Source organism: Neobacillus sp. NPDC058068, from assembly GCF_042885335.1.
Taxonomy (GTDB): Bacteria; Bacillota; Bacilli; order Bacillales; family Cytobacillaceae; genus Neobacillus.
The window spans coordinates 14993-33544 of record NZ_JBHVSI010000035.1 but is presented as its reverse complement, the minus strand read 5'-3'; the positions used below and the strand labels follow the sequence as shown (position 1 = coordinate 33544).

Sequence of the window (18552 nt, the reverse complement as noted above, 5' to 3'; positions counted from 1 at the left end):
GCATGTATTAGGCACGCCGCCAGCGTTCGTCCTGAGCCAGGATCAAACTCTCCAAGAAAGTTGATTAGCTCATTTGTTACGTTGGCTTAGTTTCAATAAAGAAACTAAAAAATATTGTTTGTTGACGTTTTTGTTTGTTTAGTTTTCAAAGAACAATTTCTCGAATCACTCGTAAGCGACTTAATAAATATATCATCGGCAATGCCCAAAGTCAACACGTTTTTTATTTTTTTACTATAATTATCTTAAAAACAAATTGATGCCATTCTAAAAGGTGAAAAAAAAGAAGCACACATATGTATGCTCCTTTATATCCTATTCTTCATCCTCTGGTGTGTTGATATCTTGAGCTTCATCAACAGTCATTACTTCTTCCTCACCGTTTTCAGTCTCTTGTGAGTCTTCCTCTTCTTTTTCCACCTTTGCGACTGTTGCCACAAATTCATTTTCGCTTTCTTTCATACTGATGAGTTTAACACCTTGCGTGTTCCGTCCCATCTTAGAAATACCAGCTACATCCATGCGGATAAGAACCCCGCCAGTCGTAATCAGCATCAGATCTTCTTCACCTGTTACAGCTCTCATTGAAACAAGAACGCCGTTTTTCTCAGTTACATGGCAGGTCTTTATTCCTTTACCGCCACGTCCTTGGATACGGTATTCAGATGCAGGCGTACGTTTACCGTAGCCATTTTTAGTTACAATCAGGACATCATTATCCTCTTCTAATACTTCCATTCCCACAACTTCATCACCAGGATCAAGGGTAATCCCTTTAACACCTGTTGCGGTTCGTCCCATCGACCTTACATCCGTTTCAGGGAAGCGGATCAACATGCCATTCTTTGTACCGATAATCATGTGCTTGCTGCCATCGGTTAGACGAACGGAGATTAATTCATCACCCTCACGCAGGCTCAAGGCGATAAGACCATTGTTCCGAATATGAGCGAATGATGTTAACGGGGAACGTTTTGAGACACCTTCTTTTGTGGTAAAGAATAACGACCAATCATCCACGAATTCCTCAACAGGAATGATAGCATTCACCCATTCGCCTTTTTCAACGCCAAGAAGGTTAATAATCGGTATCCCCTTAGCAGTACGGCTGAATTCCGGAATTTCGTAGCCTTTTGAACGATAGACCTTCCCTTTGTTTGTAAAGAAGAGAATCGTATCATGTGTCGATGTCGTGATTAATTGCTCAACGAAATCATCTTCATTCGTTCCCATTCCTTGGATACCGCGACCGCCGCGTCTTTGTGCTCGATAGGTGGAAACCGGAAGACGCTTAACGTATCCATTGTGTGTTAATGAAATGACAATATTTTCGCGGGGAATTAAATCCTCGTCCTCGATATTTTCTAATCCGCCTGTTACAATCTCAGTTCGGCGTTTATCATTGAAGCGCTCTTTAATTTCAAGTAATTCTTCACGAATAATTTCAAGGATTTTTTCTTCATCAGCTAGAATTGCCTTTAAATCAGCAATAAGCTTCATCAAGCTTTGGAATTCGTCCTCAATTTTTTCGCGTTCCAATCCTGTTAAACGCTGCAGGCGCATATCCAGGATGGCCTGTGCTTGTTTCTCAGATAGATTAAATTGTGTCATTAAGCCTTCACGGGCAATATCCGTTGTCTGTGAATTTCGAATGAGGGTAATGACTGCGTCTAAATTATCGAGTGCAATTCTTAAGCCTTCTAAAATATGGGCACGTGCTTCCGCTTTACGCAATTCAAATTCGGTTCTCCGGCGTATCACCACTTTTTGGTGGTCTAAGTAATGAACTAAACATTGTTTAAGATTCAGCACCTTTGGATGTCCATTCACAAGTGCCAATGTATTGATACCGAAGCTAGTTTGTAAAGCTGTTTGTTTATATAAATTATTTAAGAGAACATTGGCATTGGCATCCTTACGAACCTCGATCACAATTCGCATCCCTTTACGATCTGATTCATCTCTTAAGTCTGTAATGCCTTCAATTTTTTTATCGCGGGCCAATTCGGCAATTTTTTCAACCAATCGCGCTTTATTTACTTGATATGGTAATTCATTAACGATAATGACTTCTTTACCGTTTGATTTTTGTTCAATTACTACTTTTGCACGTAGAGTTATCGATCCTCTGCCTGTTTCGTATGCTTTACGAATACCACTTCGACCAAGAATTAACCCAGCAGTTGGAAAATCTGGGCCGGGGATAATTTCCATTAACTCCGCAATCGTCATTTCAGGGTCTCGTGATATAGCTAAAACGCCATCAATGACTTCTCCAAGCTGATGCGGCGGTATATTTGTCGCCATCCCAACAGCAATCCCGGTTGTCCCGTTAACTAGAAGGTTTGGAAAACGTGCGGGCAGTACAACTGGCTCTCGTTCCTCACCATCGTAGTTATCTTGATAATCAATGGTATCTTTATTTAAATCCCTTAATAATTCCATTGAAATCTTTGACATTCTCGATTCTGTATAACGCATCGCTGCAGCACCGTCTCCATCGACAGAGCCGAAGTTTCCGTGGCCATCGACGAGCATGTAGCGATAGTTAAAATCCTGTGCCATTCGAACCATTGTTTCATAAACTGCAGAGTCACCATGGGGGTGATATTTACCAATAACATCCCCAACGATACGAGCAGACTTTTTATACGGTTTATCCGCATGGATGCCAAGGTCATGCATCGCATATAAAATACGGCGATGAACGGGTTTTAGCCCATCACGAACGTCTGGAAGGGCACGAGAAACAATAACACTCATCGCATAGTCAAGAAAGGATGAACGCATCTCCTGACTGATATTAATCTCTTTTATTTGAGGATTGGATGTTTCAGACATATTGATTACCTCCCTTCACTAGTTTTATATATCTAAATTCTTAACGTATTGTGCATTTTCTTCAATGAAGTTACGGCGCGGTTCTACCTTTTCACCCATTAACATATCAAAGGTTTCATCTGCCTCAATGGCATCTTCAAGGCTAACCTGGAGCATGCTTCTTTGCTCAGGATCCATCGTTGTATCCCATAATTGTTCAGGGTTCATTTCCCCCAAACCTTTATACCGTTGGATATTAGGCTTTGGTGCAGCCGGCAGCTCTGCAAAGATCCGCTCCAACTCTTTGTCATTATAGGCGTACTCAATTCGTTTACCTTGTTGAACTTTATAAAGCGGTGGCTGGGCAATATAAATGTAACCCGCTTCAATGATTTTTCTCATAAAACGATAAAAGAACGTTAAAAGGAGCGTCCGAATATGTGCTCCATCCACATCGGCATCTGTCATAATAACAATTTTATGATATCGTGCCTTAGCAATATCAAAATCTTCTCCAATTCCTGTTCCAATCGCAGTAATCATCGCTCTCACTTCATTGTTAGAAAGAATTCTATCTAGTCGGGCCTTTTCCACATTTAGAATTTTCCCTCGAAGCGGCAGAATGGCTTGGAAATGGCGATCACGACCTTGTTTTGCCGACCCGCCAGCGGAATCTCCCTCAACGATAAACATTTCACTTTCAGCAGGATCCTTTGATGAACAGTCTGCTAGCTTCCCAGGTAAACTGGAAACCTCTAATGCACTTTTCCTGCGGGTTAACTCCCTTGCTTTTTTCGCTGCAAGTCTTGCTCTAGCTGCCATTAATCCTTTATCGACAACTTTTCTAGCTACTGTCGGATTTTCTAACAGGAATTTTTCAAAATGACTTGCGAAAACGGTATCGGTAATTGCTCTTACCTCAGAGTTTCCGAGCTTTGTCTTTGTTTGCCCTTCAAATTGGGGATCAGGGTGCTTGATTGAGACGATTGCCGTGATTCCTTCACGAACATCCTCTCCAGAAAGATTTGTATCATTCTCCTTAATCAAGCCATTCTTTCGAGCATAATCATTAATTACTCGTGTTAAGGCTGTTTTAAAACCTGATTCATGTGTACCGCCTTCATACGTGTGGATATTGTTCGCAAAAGAGTAAATGCTATCTGTATAGCCCTCGTTATATTGTAGGGCTACTTCAACACTAATACCGTCACGTTCTCCTTCAATATAAATCGGTTCATCATGAATTACTTCCTTAGTGCGGTTTAAATGCTCAACGTAGGATTTAATTCCGCCTTCGTAGTAATATTCATTTTGTTTATTTTCGACGCGCTTATCTTCAATCGTGATTTTGATGCCGCGATTTAAGAAAGCTAGTTCACGAAGACGTGTCGCAAGAACGTCGTATTCAAATTCCAATGTTTCGGTGAAAATTTCGCCGTCTGGTTTAAAGTGGGTAATCGTACCTGTTTTGTCAGTAGTTCCGATTACACTTAATTCAGAAACTACAACGCCTCGTTCAAATTTAATTAGGTGAATATTGCCGTCACGATGGACGTAAACTTCAAGTTCGGTGGAAAGGGCATTTACAACCGATGCACCAACGCCATGAAGACCGCCGGAAACCTTATAACCGCCGCCGCCAAATTTACCGCCTGCGTGAAGCACAGTCATGATGACTTCCACCGCTGGCCGGCCCATTTTTTCCTGAATGCCGACTGGAATCCCGCGACCGTTATCCTTAACGGTAATGCTGTTGTCTTCTTCAATAATGACATTAATTTCGTCACAGAAGCCAGCGAGCGCCTCGTCAATACTATTATCAACAATTTCCCAAACAAGGTGGTGGAGACCTTTACCGCTGGTTGAACCAATATACATACCAGGTCTTTTTCGAACAGCTTCCAGTCCTTCTAACACCTGAATCTGATCGGCACCGTATGATTCTTCTTCGATTGCTTTTTGTTCCATAGTCATGCTTGTTCACCTGCACCTTCACAAAACTAATATGGCGTTTCCGCCGCCATTTACAATGAAAAATATTTAAAGGACTATCCCTGTATATTCCTTTGAGCTGAACGTTTCTTTAATGTTCCAGAAGCAATTGGGGATAAATAAACCTTGTCGTATGTAATAATGACCGACTTAAAAGGGCTTTTGGACAAATTAATTAATTTTGCTTGATGGCGTTGTAAGAACTCTTCAATTAGGTTTGAATGGTTTACACTCTCTTTATCAAGTATTGAAATGATATCCTTCGCCCGTATGTTCAGATCTTCCCCAATATGAATATACATGCTCCACCTCAATTAACTTTTTACTATCGCACCTGCATCAACAATAAATGTTGAGGCTTCTTTTAATGTTTGATGATGGATTCCCTCTACACTTGTTGTTGTCACAAACGTTTGGACTTTTCCTTGTATGGTATTAAGCAAATGAGATTGGCGATAATCATCTAATTCCGATAATACATCGTCAAGCAGGAGAATAGGATACTCTCCAATTTCATTGTGGATTAATTCAATTTCAGCAAGTTTGACTGATAGGGCGGTTGTTCGCTGCTGACCTTGGGATCCAAATGTTTGAACATCCCTGCCATTTACAAAAAACAACAAGTCGTCACGATGAGGGCCAAAAAGGGTTGTACCTCGTTCGATTTCCCTTGTTCTCACCTTAGCAAACTTTTCCATAAAGCTTGCTACCATCTTCGACAAATTTTGCCCTTCTAATACCTCAACTGAGGGCTTATAGGTAATCTCCAGTGATTCCAGCCCCCGTGAGATCCCTTGGTGAATCGGTTTTGCCCAATTTTGCAATAAACGGAGGAATTCAAACCTTTTAGTCACAATCTTTACGGCTGTTTGAATAAATTGCTCCGTTAAAATTTCGAGCATCGTCTGGTCCGTTTGTTTTTTTATCTGCATCATTTTTAAATAATGATTACGCTGCTGAAGTATTTTTTGATATTGACTCATATCATGTAAATAAATGGGGGATACTTGCCCGATTTCCATATCGATAAACCGTCTTCGTATTTGCGGGCTGCCTTTCACGATGTTAAGGTCTTCAGGAGCAAACATAACCACATTCATATTGCCGACATATTGACTTAACCGTTGCTGCTCAATATGGTTACATTTGGCCTTTTTTCCCTTTTTGGAGATAACCAACTGCAGCGGTAAAGAGCTGTGCTGCTTTTGAACTCTGCCCTCTATTTTAGCATACTCTTGGTCCCAGCGGATAAGTTCTTTATCATTCGAGGTCCGGTGTGACTTTGCCATCGCTAACACATAAATAGATTCCATCACATTTGTTTTCCCTTGGGCGTTTTCGCCTAGGATGACATTTACTTTATTTTCAAATTCAATGAATAATTCTTGATAATTCCGGTAATTTTGCAGCGCTAACTTTTCTATATACATGGCAAACATCCTTTAGCTACTCGGTAATCACAAACTCCCCAAAGCCAGCAATTTGGACTTTGTCACCTGCACGAAGCTTTCTTCCTCTTCTTTGGTCCTGTTCACCATTTATTACTACCTCATGTTCACTCAAAAACCATTTTGCCATACCGCCCGTTTGAATTACATCAGCCAATTTCAGAAATTGCCCCAATGTAATATATTCCGTGTCCAGCTTTATTTTTTCAGGCACATTTGTCACCCTCATTTCTAAAATGGTCTCAATACTTTATTTTACTAAACAATTCGTTTAGATACAAAGAAAACTAAAAATCTTTTGTTTAAAAAATAAACCAAGCCGCCATTTAACTGGCGGCAATGGTAAAATACATAAATTTTAATAGGTTCTGACCGGTAAAATGAGCTGTAAAATCGTTTCGTCATGCAGGGGACGAATAACAAATGGACGCATGGCTCCAGTAAAACTCACTTTAATATCCGTTCCTTCAAGTGCTTTTAAGGCATCCATCATGAATTTCGCGCTAAAGGAAATTTTCAATTCCTCTCCCTCGATCGATTGGCTTTGAATCTCTTCAACAACCTTTCCAACCTCAGGGGTATTCGACGAAACCTCGATGATTTTGTCGGCAATCGTTGAAAACTTAACAACATTGTTTCTTCCTTCACGCGCAAGCAGGGAAGCACGGTCAATTGCCTGGAGAAATTCTTTCGTATTAACCGTGATTTCCGTTTTACTTTCACTCGGAATCAATCTAGATGTATCAGGATAATTGCCTTCTAACAATCTTGAGAAAAATAATAAGTGCTTTGCTTTAAATAAAATTTGATTTTCGGTAATGACAATATCAATTAATTCATTTGTGTCATCAATAATTTTACTTAACTCGTTCAAACTTTTGCCTGGAATTACGATATTGTAGCTTTCATTCAATTCCGTTTCAATTTTGGCTTTGCGGAGCGCCAAACGATGACTGTCTGTTGCAATACAGCTTAGTTCCCCATTTTCAATCTTCCAGTTGACACCTGTCAAGATGGGCCGTGTTTCTGAGGTGGACACTGCAAAATGGGTTTGTCTGATCATTGCTTTTAATAGATCTGTCGCAATATGAAATTTATTATTTTCTTCAATTTGCGGCAGGTGAGGGTACTCCTCTGCATCCAATCCGTTTAGGTTAAATTCCGATTTCCCGGAACGAATCACGGTTTGCAGTGATCCTAAGACCTCGATTTCCACGGAATCGGTAGGGAGTTTTTTGACAATTTCACTAAAGAATTTAGCTGGAAGTACGATGGCGCCGGGTTGTTTGATTTCGACAATTTCATTCCCAGCTTCCTCTTTAGGAATAAAGGATTCTATCGAGATATCTGAATCACTTCCGGTTAGGGTTACCCCCTCTGTGGCTGCGGTAATTTTAATTCCCGTTAAGATTGGAATCGTTGTTCTTGATGTTACAGCCTTCATAACATCTTGGACACTTTGCACCAGGCGGTCTCGTTGGATTATAAATTTCATTTTTTATCCTCCTTGTGAGCATATTTTTAAAAGCATGAACATATAATATTATTTTTTAAAAAAATAGTAGAAGTACTAGTAGGTCCTGTTAGTATGTGGATAACTACCTGTTATCAATAGAAACACAGTCTATCCACATGTGGATAGACTGTGTACAGATAGGTAAAAGTTATTCACAATATTATTAGATTTTCAACAGCTCATTCAGTTCTTTCATTTGCTTTTGGAACTGTGAATCTGATTGCAGGAGTTTTGAAATTTTTTCATGGGCATGGATAACGGTTGTATGATCGCGTCCTCCAAATTCTTCCCCTATTTTAGGTAAAGAGTGATCGGTTAATTCGCGCGATAAGTACATGGCAATTTGCCTTGGGAAGGCGACAGACTTTGTCCGCTTTTTTGCCTTGAAATCCTCAAGCTTAATACTATAGTGCTCACCGACAATCCGTTGAATCTCAAGGATCGTTATCACCCGCGGTTTAGAGCTTGGAATGATATCCTTCAGTGCTTCCGCAGCCAGATCGGCATTGATGTCTTTATTTATTAACGATGAATAGGCAACAACGCGGATGAGTGCACCTTCTAGTTCACGAATATTGGAATCAATTTGATTGGCAATATAAAGCATCACTTCGTTTGGAATATCTAAGCCTTCTGCCCGTGCCTTTTTCCGGAGAATGGCAATTCTTGTTTCCAAATCCGGAGGCGTGATATCGGTAATTAAGCCCCATTCAAACCGTGAACGCAGACGGTCCTCCAATGTCGGAATTTCTCTTGGCGGCCGGTCACTGGAGATAATAATTTGTTTGCTTTCCTCATGCAGGGCATTAAACGTATGGAAAAATTCTTCCTGGGTTGATTCTTTTCCAGCTAAAAACTGAATATCATCAATTAGCAGGATATCCACGTTTCGATATTTATTGCGGAAATTCTCCGCTCGGTTGTCACGAATCGAGTTTATGAACTCATTTGTGAATTTTTCCGATGATAAATAGACAACTTTTGCAGACGGGTTATGGTCTAAAACGTAATGACCGATCGCATGCATTAAGTGTGTTTTCCCTAAACCTACGCCCCCATAGATAAACAAAGGATTGTATGCTTTAGCCGGTGCTTCTGCAACAGCAAGTGAGGCAGCATGAGCAAACCGGTTGCCAGAACCAATAACAAACGTATCAAACGTATACTTCGGATTTAATATGTTTGGCGGGAAATCGGCGTGATCATCGTCTCTTTTTGCCCTTTTTGGAGGTGTTGGCTCGTCTTGGTTTTCCTCTTTTTGATTTTGCGGAATAATAAACTTCACCGAAAGTTCTTCTCCAGTGATTTCGTAAAGAATTCCCGAGATTAACTGAGAATAACGCTCTTCCAGCCAATCGCGCGCGAATTCATTGGGGGCGGTGATGACAAGCAGATCGCCTTGAAGGGAATGAGCCTTTGTCGACTTAAGCCAGGTATCAAAGCTAGGCTTGCTTATCTTCTTCTCAATATTGCCCAGCGCTGCATTCCATAGATCCGCAATATTTTCCAACGAATATCCCTCCTTTTTTCTTTTTTTTATTTAAAAAGTTGTCCGAATATATTTAGTATTTTCTTCTCCACCCGGTAACCTAATCGACTAAAGTTCCGTGAAAATAGCTGTCATACAACAGGATACAGCCTAGTAATTTATAAATATACAATAACATTAATGGCGGTTCAGGTTGTGGAAAACGTATAATAAGGAAATAGAGTGGAGTTTCGACAATATCCACCGCTTGTGGACAAGTTTCTACAGAGCTATAGAATAACATGTCCACATGTTATCCACAAACTGTGGATAAAATTTATTTAGGATAAAGTTATTCAGAGTGAAAACACAAATATAATATCAAATAATAGCAATAGGTGCAATGCTTTTTCTTAGTTTATCCACAACTGTAACATTGTGTGTATAAAAATTGTCCACAAGGGGTTTGTCTGTGAAAAACTTGTCAATAACCTGTGTGAATAACGCAAAACTTGTCGATTTTTTATCCACAGACAGAAAAGTGGAAGCGCAAAGTCCACTAACCGCTGGAGCTGGACAATTTTCAAAATCCAAAATTTTAATCTTTCTTATTTTTATAAAAGGTTCTGGAAATTCACTTGGATCAAGTTCAAAAAAATAAAAATAGGTAACAATATTTGGTGAGTGGTTGACAACTTTATGCTGCCGTCTTTATAATAGTCTAGACTCTGTTTAATTTGAGAGCTATTCCTCAGGGAGGTGTCATATAATGAAAAGAACGTATCAACCAAATAGTCGTAAACATAGTAAGGTTCACGGTTTCCGCAGTCGCATGAGCTCAGCAAATGGACGTAAGGTTCTTGCTCGTCGTCGTCTAAAGGGAAGAAAAGTATTATCAGCTTAGGCCACTGCAACGTCAGTGGTCTTTTTTCTAATCCGTCTGAGGGTGTTATGATGAAAAAAGAGTTACGAATAAAAAAAAATAAAGAATTCCAAGCTGCCTTTCAAAATGGAACTTCATTTGCCAATCGGCAATTTGTTGTCTATTCATTAAAAAAAGAGGACCAAGACTTTTTTCGCATCGGTCTGTCTGTCAGTAAGAAGATTGGCAATGCTGTGACTAGAAACAGGATCAAAAGGTATGTAAGACAAGCTGTTTTTGAGTTGAAGGATCAGTTAGCTACCGGAAATGATTATGTGATTATTGCCAGGAAACCAACGGCCGAAATGGACTTTTTTGAGGTGAAAAAAAGTATCACCCATGTCCTTAAAGTGGGTAAGGTCCTAAAGAAAAGCAGATGAAGGCAAATGTTTACGAATTAGTCAAAATATAGCTCCGTTATGAAGACAATTCATTTGAAAAAATGATAAAATACCAATTAGAAAACGGATACATATAGTTTTTGATAACAGATATTTTTTCAATAAGTAGATGATCGTGAGGAGGAAAATTTGGTTGAAAAAGCGAATATTACTTTTATTCGGCATGCTTTCTGTCTTTGTTCTGTTAACAGGATGCAGTGAGATTAAGAAGCCGATTACGTCAGAGAGCACAGGTTTTTGGAATGAGTACATTGTCTATCCATTGTCCTGGCTGATTAAAGAGGTTGCTCATTTACTAGGAGACAACTTTGGCTTATCGATTATTTTCGTTACGATTTTAATTCGATTAGTTCTTTTGCCGCTGATGATTAAGCAGACAAAAAGCTCAAAGGCGATGCAGGCCCTGCAGCCGGAAATGAAAGCACTGAAAGAAAAATACAGCTCTAAAGATCAAAAGACACAGCAAAAGCTGCAGCAGGAAACAATGGCGCTGTTTTCAAAGCATGGCGTTAATCCGATGGCAGGCTGTTTCCCGTTAATTGTACAAATGCCAATTTTAATTGGTTTTTATCATGCCATTTCAAGAACAGAAGCGATTAAGACAGGAACATTCCTTTGGGTTAATTTAGGGGATAAAGATCCTTTTTATATTTTGCCGCTTGTTGCGGGGATCACAACCTTCATCCAGCAAAAGATGATGATGGCTGGACAGGAACAAAATCCGCAAATGGCGATGATGTTATGGATGATGCCGATTATGATTGTCTTTTTCGCGTTTAGTTTCCCAGCAGCTCTGTCATTGTATTGGGTTGTTGGAAATATATTTATGATTGTGCAAACCTATTTTATTAAAGGACCGGATTTGCGGGCAATGGCAACCGGTAAAGCGGGTGAAAAGAAGTGAAACAGATAACTGCTACAGGACAAACTGTCGAAGAAGCAGTAGAATCAGCTTTAGTTCAATTACAAACAACAAAAGACCGCGCTGAGGTAGACATCATAGACGAAGGAAAAAGAGGGATTTTCGGTATTTTTGGTTCACGTCCGGCTGTCGTCAAAGTATCAGTCATCATCGATCCACTTGAAGAAGCAAAGAAATTTCTCATCCAGGTGAGTGAACAAATGGGAGCACCGGCAGAAATAGAAATCAAACGTGACGGCAAACAGGTTCACTTTTTGATGACGGGGGAAAAGATTGCTCTTTTGATTGGGAAAAGAGGTCAAACACTTAATTCGCTGCAATATTTGACTCAGCTCGTCATTAATCGATTTTCCAATCAATATTTAACAGTTATCTTGGACGCTGAGGATTATCGCAATCGACGCAGCGAAACGCTTATTCAATTAGCGCACCGCCTGGCGCTAAAGGCTGTTAAGTCAGGAAAAGATGTGCCATTAGAACCAATGCCATCCTATGAACGTAAAGTGATTCATACCGCTTTAGCCGATAACAAACGGGTGAAAACATTTTCAGATGGCTCTGAACCACATCGATTTATTGTGATTACACCAGTGAAAAGGTAAATTTTCACTAGCCTGAATAGCAAAAAAAAAAAAGACGACTCTAAAATTCAACTAAGTGAATTTTAGAGTCGTTTTTTTGTTCATGAAGGTATTTATTTGATTGGCTCTGTTATTATTCATTGTTGATTTTCGTGTAGGTATGAGAATTCATAGGCGGAGAATTCCGGCTAATGTATATAGAGGAAGCTTAAGAAGCAGATATAAGCGGAGATATTCCGATTAACTGCTCTAAATTAGGCAAAATTCAACGATTTGGATAAGATAAACGGAAAAACTCCCTTTATTTTTAAGGAAATATGGATATTTCCCAATTTAAACGGAATTTTTCCGTTTATTTTTCAAACACAGTGAATTCAACATTCAGTTATAACAGAGCCATTTGATTAAAAGAACTCTGTTGATTTGAGCGAAGCCGCCCATCGCTACAATCAACAGCCAATTTAGATACACAACCCTAAATTTAGATGACTTTTTCAGTGCCCTTCATTTTAGCGGGATGTTTTTTTTTTTTTTCATAAATTAAGTAATTCACCTGTCGACAACTTTGTTTCGTTTCTTGTTTTATTGTTATTCACATGTGGATAAGTTAAAATAATACAAGGATACCATCAGGTTGTGGATAATTTACGGTAGTAAAAATAAAAATTCATGTGGTATTCTAGTAATTTGGAGAAAAAGTTATTTATTATATATAGATGGATTTTTTATTTGTGAGGTGAAGTGAGGAAAATGGAATTTGATACTATTGCAGCGATATCGACGCCGATGGGTGAGGGTGCCATTGCGATTGTCCGTTTGAGCGGCGATGAGGCGATCCCAATTACAGACAAGCTATTTAAGAGTATAGGGGGAAAAAGGTTAGCTGAAGTGGCAACCCATACGATTCACTATGGGCATCTGGTTGATCCGAAAAGCGGCCAAGTGGTGGAAGAGGTTATGGTCTCTGTCATGAAAGGACCGAAGACGTTTACGAAAGAGGACGTAGTTGAAATAAATTGCCATGGTGGAATTGTTTCCGTGAATCGTGTATTACAGCATGTATTAACGAATGGGGCGAGACTTGCTGAACCCGGTGAATTTACGAAACGAGCTTTTTTAAATGGACGGATTGATTTATCGCAGGCAGAAGCGGTTATGGATTTAATCAGAGCGAAAACAGATCGGGCGATGAATGTGGCTCTCGGGCAGATGGACGGACGGTTATCGAAGCTGATTCGCCGGCTCCGCCAGGAAATCTTAGAAATCCTCGCTCATGTTGAGGTGAATATCGATTACCCGGAATATGATGATGTCGAGGAAATGACCCATAAAATGCTTAAAGAAAAGGCTCATTTTGTTCGTGAGGAAATAAATAAGCTGCTGCAAACATCACAGCAAGGGAAAATTTTACGAGAAGGTCTGTCTACTGCCATTGTCGGGCGCCCAAATGTCGGGAAATCGTCCTTATTAAATAGCCTTGTTCAGGAAAATAAAGCAATTGTTACTGATATTCCTGGAACAACGCGTGATGTGATTGAAGAGTATGTCAATGTCCGCGGTGTCCCGCTCAGACTATTGGACACGGCCGGTATTCGGGAAACGGAAGATATCGTCGAACGGATTGGTGTCGAGCGCTCCCGTCAAGTATTGAAAGAGGCCGATTTAATTTTGCTGGTCTTGAATTATTCTGACAAGCTTAGTATAGAGGATGAGCATCTTTTTGAGGTCGTCAAAGGGATGGATGTCATCGTTATTGTTAATAAAACGGACTTGCCGCAGCAAATTGATATGGCCCGGGTTCATGAATTAGCAATGGAACATAAGGTTGTGACGACATCACTATTAGAAGATCGCGGTGTCGATGAACTGGAGGAAGCAATTGCTTCGTTATTCTTTGCCGGTTCGATTGAAGCGGGCGATATGACCTACGTTTCCAACAGCCGTCATATTGCATTATTGCACCAAAGTCTTCACGCAATCGAAGAGGCGCTTGACGGAGTGGAAATGGGCACACCGATTGATATCATCCAAATAGATTTAACAAGAACATGGGAACTGCTTGGCGAAATCATCGGCGACAGCGTCCATGAAAGTCTAATTGACCAGTTATTCGCACAGTTTTGTTTAGGGAAATAGAAAATTCCTTAGACTTTTGATTTTTCCAACACTAAAGCAGATAAGATTAAGAAATAAAGAGTAGTTGGATCTCGATTGAAAATCAGAGGAAAAGTCCTTATCGGGCTGTATTGAAGCCCGTTCCGGTCCGAAAATCGTTAAAAAGGTATCCAATAGGTCTTATTGGAGCCCGTTTCGTTTCGAAAATCGTTAAAAAGGTATCCAATAGGTCTTATTGGAGCCCGTTCCGGTTTGGAAATCGAGCAAAAGGTATCCAAGAGGCCTCATTGGAGCCCGTTCCGGTCCGAAAATCGAGTAAAGGGTATCCAATAGGTCTTATTGGAGCCCGTTCCGGTCCGAAAGTCGAGTAAAAAGTATCCAATACGTCTTATTGGAGATCGTTCCGGTCCGAAAATCGAGTAAAAGGTATCCAATAGGAACGGTAGGCACAATCGAAATTGTAAAAAGAGGAACTATATACTAGAAGAAGCAACGTTTCCGTTTGTACGGAAAAGGAGGAAATACTTTGCTATACGAAGCAGGAAATTATGACGTCATTGTCATTGGTGCCGGGCATGCCGGCTGTGAGGCGGGCCTTGCGGCGGCACGGCTTGGCGCAAAAACATTAATGATTACCATCAACTTAGATATGGTTGCCTTTATGCCATGTAACCCATCTGTCGGCGGTCCGGCAAAAGGGATTGTCGTGCGGGAAATCGACGCCCTTGGCGGCGAGATGGCAAAGAATATCGATAAAACATATATCCAAATGCGGATGCTGAACACCGGAAAAGGGCCGGCAGTCCGCGCCCTAAGAGCACAAGCGGATAAATTTGCCTATCAACATGAAATGAAAAAGACTTTGGAAGAAGAGGCCAATTTAACGTTAATCCAAGGCATGGTCGAGCAATTGATCGTCGAGGACGGTGTTTCTAAAGGCGTCATTACGAAAACAGGTGCTGTTTACCGTTCAAAAACAGTCATTATAACGACAGGAACATTCTTACGCGGCGAAATTATCCTTGGCGAATTAAAATATTCAAGCGGTCCGAATAACCAGCAGCCATCGATAAAACTGTCAGAGCATTTAGAGGAGCTAGGATTCGAACTAGTGCGTTTTAAAACGGGGACACCGCCAAGGGTAAATAGCAACACGATTGATTACAGCAAGACGGAAATCCAGCCTGGTGATGAAATGCCACTCGCCTTTTCCTATGAAACAACAAAATATATTACCGACCAGCTGCCATGCTGGCTGACCTATACAAATGACCGAACTCATCAGTTAATTGACGCGAACCTCCATCGGTCCCCGATGTTTTCCGGAATGATAAAAGGAACAGGACCAAGGTATTGTCCGTCAATTGAAGATAAGGTTGTTCGGTTTAATGACAAGCCGCGCCATCAGATTTTTCTCGAACCAGAGGGACGAAATACAAAAGAAGTCTATGTACAAGGATTATCAACAAGCCTGCCGGAAGACGTGCAGCAGCAAATCATCAAAACGGTTCCCGGCCTCGAAAATGCTCAAATGATGCGAGCCGGTTATGCGATTGAATATGATGCAATTGTACCGACACAGCTATGGCCGACGCTGGAAACAAAGGTTGTCAAAAATTTATATACAGCAGGTCAAATTAATGGTACGTCTGGCTATGAAGAAGCCGCAGGTCAAGGATTAATGGCCGGTATTAATGCCGGATTGAATGCACTCGGCCGCGAACAATTAGTGTTAAGCCGTTCCGACGCCTATATTGGTGTGTTGATTGATGATTTGATTACAAAAGGAACAAGCGAGCCATATCGATTGTTAACATCAAGAGCGGAATATCGGCTCTTATTACGTCATGATAATGCCGATCTCCGCCTAACAGAGACGGGGCATGAAATTGGGCTAATCCGTGATGACCGTTATCAATCATTTTTAGTGAAAAAGGCAGCGGTTGAAGCAGAAAAGCAACGATTATCGTCTGTCATCTTAAAACCTTCTGCCGAAGTCCAAGAACTGATCCGCAGTATTGGCGGCAGTGAATTGAAGGATGGAATCCGCGCTTCTGATTTGTTAAAAAGACCGGAGATGTCCTATAACTTGCTGGAGACGCTTACGAAGTCGGATGCTCCTTTGGATGATGAAGTCAAGGAACAAGTAGAAATCCAAATTAAGTATGAGGGCTATATTGAAAAATCATTGCAGCAGGTCGAGCGTTTAAAGAAAATGGAAGATAAGAAAATCCCTGAGAATATCGATTATGATGCGATTTCAGGAATCGCAACCGAGGCAAAACAAAAATTAAAGCAAATCAAACCGCTATCACTAGCCCAAGCATCCCGGATTTCCGGAGTAAATCCAGCCGACATTTCGATTCTCCTTGTCTACCTGGAGCAAGGTCGCGTGGCAAGAATCTCAAATGAATAGGAAGATTTATCAATGAATATCGAACAATTTGAAGCGAGTCTAAAGGAAAAGGGGATTCTCCTTTCTGAAAAGCAGCTAGCGCAGTTTGAAAAGTACTATTCAACCTTGGTTGAATGGAATGAAAAAATGAATTTAACCGCAATAACGGAAAAAGCTGATGTGTATTTAAAGCATTTTTTTGATTCGATTACTGCATCGTTTTATTTTGATTTTACCAAGCCCTTTCATCTTTGCGATGTCGGGGCGGGGGCAGGGTTTCCAAGTATTCCTTTGAAAATCGTTTATCCTCATATCGAAGTAACGATTGTTGATTCATTAAACAAGCGAATCTCGTTTTTAAATCATCTTGCTAACACATTAAATTTGGAAAACGTCCATTTTGTTCATGATCGGGCGGAAACCTTTGGGGTCAATCCAAACTACCGGGAAAGATTTGATATCGTAACAGCAAGGGCTGTTGCAAGAATGTCCGTATTAAGTGAGCTCTGTTTACCGCTTGTAAAAGTAGGCGGCCATTTTATTGCCATGAAGGCCGCCCATGCCAAGGATGAATTAGAAGTGGGGCAAAAGGCCATAACCACTCTTGGCGGTAAGGTGGAGAAGGAGTTTACCTTTACGCTGCCATTGGAAGAAAGTGAACGCACAATCTTAATCATAAAAAAAGAAAAACAGACACCAAAGAAATACCCTCGGAAGCCAGGAACACCCGGTAAAATGCCAATCGAATAAAGCTTACAATTTTTAGATAAAAATGTTATCCTAGGGAGGATATTTGGATTGCATCGAGAATAAGTAATAGGGAGTTTCGTAAAGGTGGTGTTGGGGGATGAAGAGTTCGTTTACACGCTTTTTTGGCCTCGGCGATAAGGGAGACCAAGAGGTTGAGCTTGAGAAAGAGCTGGATATCGAACGAAACGAGGAAATAAAAAAAATACCGATTAATCAGATTGTGCCTAATCGATTCCAGCCGCGGACGGTATTTGATGAAGATAAAATTGAAGAGTTATCGAGAACGATTCATATACACGGTATCATTCAACCGATTGTCGTCAGGGAGTTTGCAGTCGATAAATATGAAATTATCGCTGGGGAGCGCCGCTGGCGGGCGATGAAGTTGCTTGGCTGGGCCGAAGCGCCAGCCATTATTAAAAATTTAAGCGATACTGAAACGGCATCTGTGGCACTTATTGAGAATTTACAGCGGGAAGAGTTATCCCCAATCGAAGAAGCCCACGCCTACGGGAAGCTGCTGGAGCTCCATAACTTAACGCAGGAGGCTTTAGCACAGCGCCTTGGTAAAGGTCAGTCGACTGTTGCCAATAAACTGCGGCTTCTTAAATTACCGGAGCCGGTTCAGGATGCCTTATTAAATAAGACCATTACTGAACGTCATGCACGAGCACTTATCCCATTAAAAGATCCGGAAAAACAAGTGGCTCTTTTAACAGAAGTGATGGAACGGAATTGGAATGTTAAACAGACCGAAGAACGGGTGGCCAGGCTGCTTGAACAAAAGAATGAAAAACCAAAGCCGAAAAGAAAGGCTTTCAGTAAAGATATGAGAATCGCTGTCAATACAATTCGTCAATCATTAACGATGGTAACGGACAGCGGGATTAACCTGGATGCTGAGGAAGAAGAATTTGATGAATTTTACCAATTCACGATTCGGATTCCAAAGAAAAAATAGATAACTATATTCAGGGGAGCAAACGACTTTTTGTCTGCTCCCCTGTTTTTGTGTATCTAAATCCCTAATTTTGGGAAAAGTGGAATAATTGTGCTAGCCTTAAACGCTATATTTATTTTGGAAAAAAAAACAACAACCCTTTCATTTCATGATAAAATAGAGGAATGGAATTTTACATTCCTTGTTTTATGATAGATAATTGGTGATATTAATGACACTTTTGATAGAATTTGAGAATAATATCTTTTGAGAATTAAAGGG

The 18552-nt window shown here is 40.6% G+C and carries 16 protein-coding genes; 9 read left to right on the top strand and 7 right to left on the bottom strand.

What is annotated here, in order from left to right; genetic code table 11:
• Positions 1 to 315: 315 nt before the first annotated feature.
• From gyrA to dnaA, 7 genes are all read right to left on the bottom strand, one after another.
• A complete protein-coding gene (gene gyrA / locus ACFVSW_RS26530; protein ID WP_387319633.1) occupies positions 316 to 2841 on the bottom strand; it encodes a DNA gyrase subunit A in 2526 nt (841 codons plus the stop codon).
• Between the two features lie 24 nt (positions 2842 to 2865).
• Positions 2866 to 4788, bottom strand: a complete 1923-nt coding sequence (gene gyrB, locus ACFVSW_RS26525) for a DNA topoisomerase (ATP-hydrolyzing) subunit B (protein ID WP_387319637.1) — start codon at positions 4786 to 4788, stop codon at positions 2866 to 2868.
• Positions 4789 to 4868: 80 nt separating this feature from the next.
• Positions 4869 to 5114: an extracellular matrix regulator RemB gene (gene remB, locus ACFVSW_RS26520; RefSeq protein WP_387319632.1), complete on the bottom strand. Its 246-nt coding sequence runs from the start codon at positions 5112 to 5114 to the stop codon at positions 4869 to 4871.
• Positions 5115 to 5126: 12 nt separating this feature from the next.
• Positions 5127 to 6242 (bottom strand): DNA replication/repair protein RecF, encoded by a 1116-nt coding sequence (recF, locus tag ACFVSW_RS26515; RefSeq protein ID WP_387319631.1) that lies wholly within the window; start codon positions 6240 to 6242, stop codon positions 5127 to 5129.
• Positions 6243 to 6258: 16 nt separating this feature from the next.
• Positions 6259 to 6474, bottom strand: a complete 216-nt coding sequence (gene yaaA, locus ACFVSW_RS26510; protein ID WP_387319630.1) for a S4 domain-containing protein YaaA — start codon at positions 6472 to 6474, stop codon at positions 6259 to 6261.
• 144 nt (positions 6475 to 6618) lie between these two features.
• Positions 6619 to 7755 (bottom strand): DNA polymerase III subunit beta, encoded by a 1137-nt coding sequence (gene dnaN, locus ACFVSW_RS26505; RefSeq protein ID WP_387319629.1) that lies wholly within the window; start codon positions 7753 to 7755, stop codon positions 6619 to 6621.
• 184 nt (positions 7756 to 7939) lie between these two features.
• Entirely contained in the window at positions 7940 to 9286 is a 1347-nt protein-coding gene (dnaA, locus tag ACFVSW_RS26500; protein ID WP_387319628.1) for a chromosomal replication initiator protein DnaA, read from the bottom strand.
• A 430-nt stretch (positions 9287 to 9716) separates the two neighbouring features.
• On the opposite strand from dnaA, the gene ACFVSW_RS26495 reads away from it, so the two are divergent.
• The 9 genes from ACFVSW_RS26495 (at position 9717) to noc (ending at position 18291) form a co-directional block, all read left to right on the top strand.
• Complete coding sequence (locus tag ACFVSW_RS26495) at positions 9717 to 9905, top strand: hypothetical protein (protein WP_387319627.1); 189 nt, start codon at positions 9717 to 9719, stop codon at positions 9903 to 9905.
• Positions 9906 to 10013: 108 nt separating this feature from the next.
• On the top strand, positions 10014 to 10148 hold the full coding sequence (rpmH, locus tag ACFVSW_RS26490) for a 50S ribosomal protein L34 (protein ID WP_035446353.1): 135 nt from the start codon (positions 10014 to 10016) through the stop codon (positions 10146 to 10148).
• A 50-nt stretch (positions 10149 to 10198) separates the two neighbouring features.
• A complete protein-coding gene (rnpA, locus tag ACFVSW_RS26485; protein WP_387319626.1) occupies positions 10199 to 10546 on the top strand; it encodes a ribonuclease P protein component in 348 nt (115 codons plus the stop codon).
• Positions 10547 to 10700: 154 nt separating this feature from the next.
• Entirely contained in the window at positions 10701 to 11471 is a 771-nt protein-coding gene (spoIIIJ, locus tag ACFVSW_RS26480; RefSeq protein WP_387319625.1) for a YidC family membrane integrase SpoIIIJ, read from the top strand.
• Positions 11468 to 12091: an RNA-binding cell elongation regulator Jag/EloR gene (gene jag, locus ACFVSW_RS26475; protein ID WP_387319624.1), complete on the top strand. Its 624-nt coding sequence runs from the start codon at positions 11468 to 11470 to the stop codon at positions 12089 to 12091. The genes spoIIIJ and jag overlap by 4 nt, the downstream gene beginning before the upstream one ends.
• A 729-nt stretch (positions 12092 to 12820) precedes the next feature.
• Positions 12821 to 14206, top strand: coding sequence for a tRNA uridine-5-carboxymethylaminomethyl(34) synthesis GTPase MnmE (gene mnmE, locus ACFVSW_RS26470; protein ID WP_387319623.1), 1386 nt, complete (start codon positions 12821 to 12823; stop codon positions 14204 to 14206).
• 505 nt (positions 14207 to 14711) lie between these two features.
• Entirely contained in the window at positions 14712 to 16601 is a 1890-nt protein-coding gene (gene mnmG / locus ACFVSW_RS26465) for a tRNA uridine-5-carboxymethylaminomethyl(34) synthesis enzyme MnmG (RefSeq protein WP_387319622.1), read from the top strand.
• A gap of 12 nt (positions 16602 to 16613) precedes the next feature.
• Positions 16614 to 17330 carry a 16S rRNA (guanine(527)-N(7))-methyltransferase RsmG gene (gene rsmG, locus ACFVSW_RS26460; RefSeq protein WP_387319621.1) on the top strand — a complete coding sequence of 239 codons (717 nt, stop codon included), beginning with the start codon at positions 16614 to 16616 and terminating at the stop codon, positions 17328 to 17330.
• A 97-nt stretch (positions 17331 to 17427) separates the two neighbouring features.
• On the top strand, positions 17428 to 18291 hold the full coding sequence (gene noc, locus ACFVSW_RS26455; protein ID WP_387319620.1) for a nucleoid occlusion protein: 864 nt from the start codon (positions 17428 to 17430) through the stop codon (positions 18289 to 18291).
• Positions 18292 to 18552 lie beyond the last annotated feature (261 nt).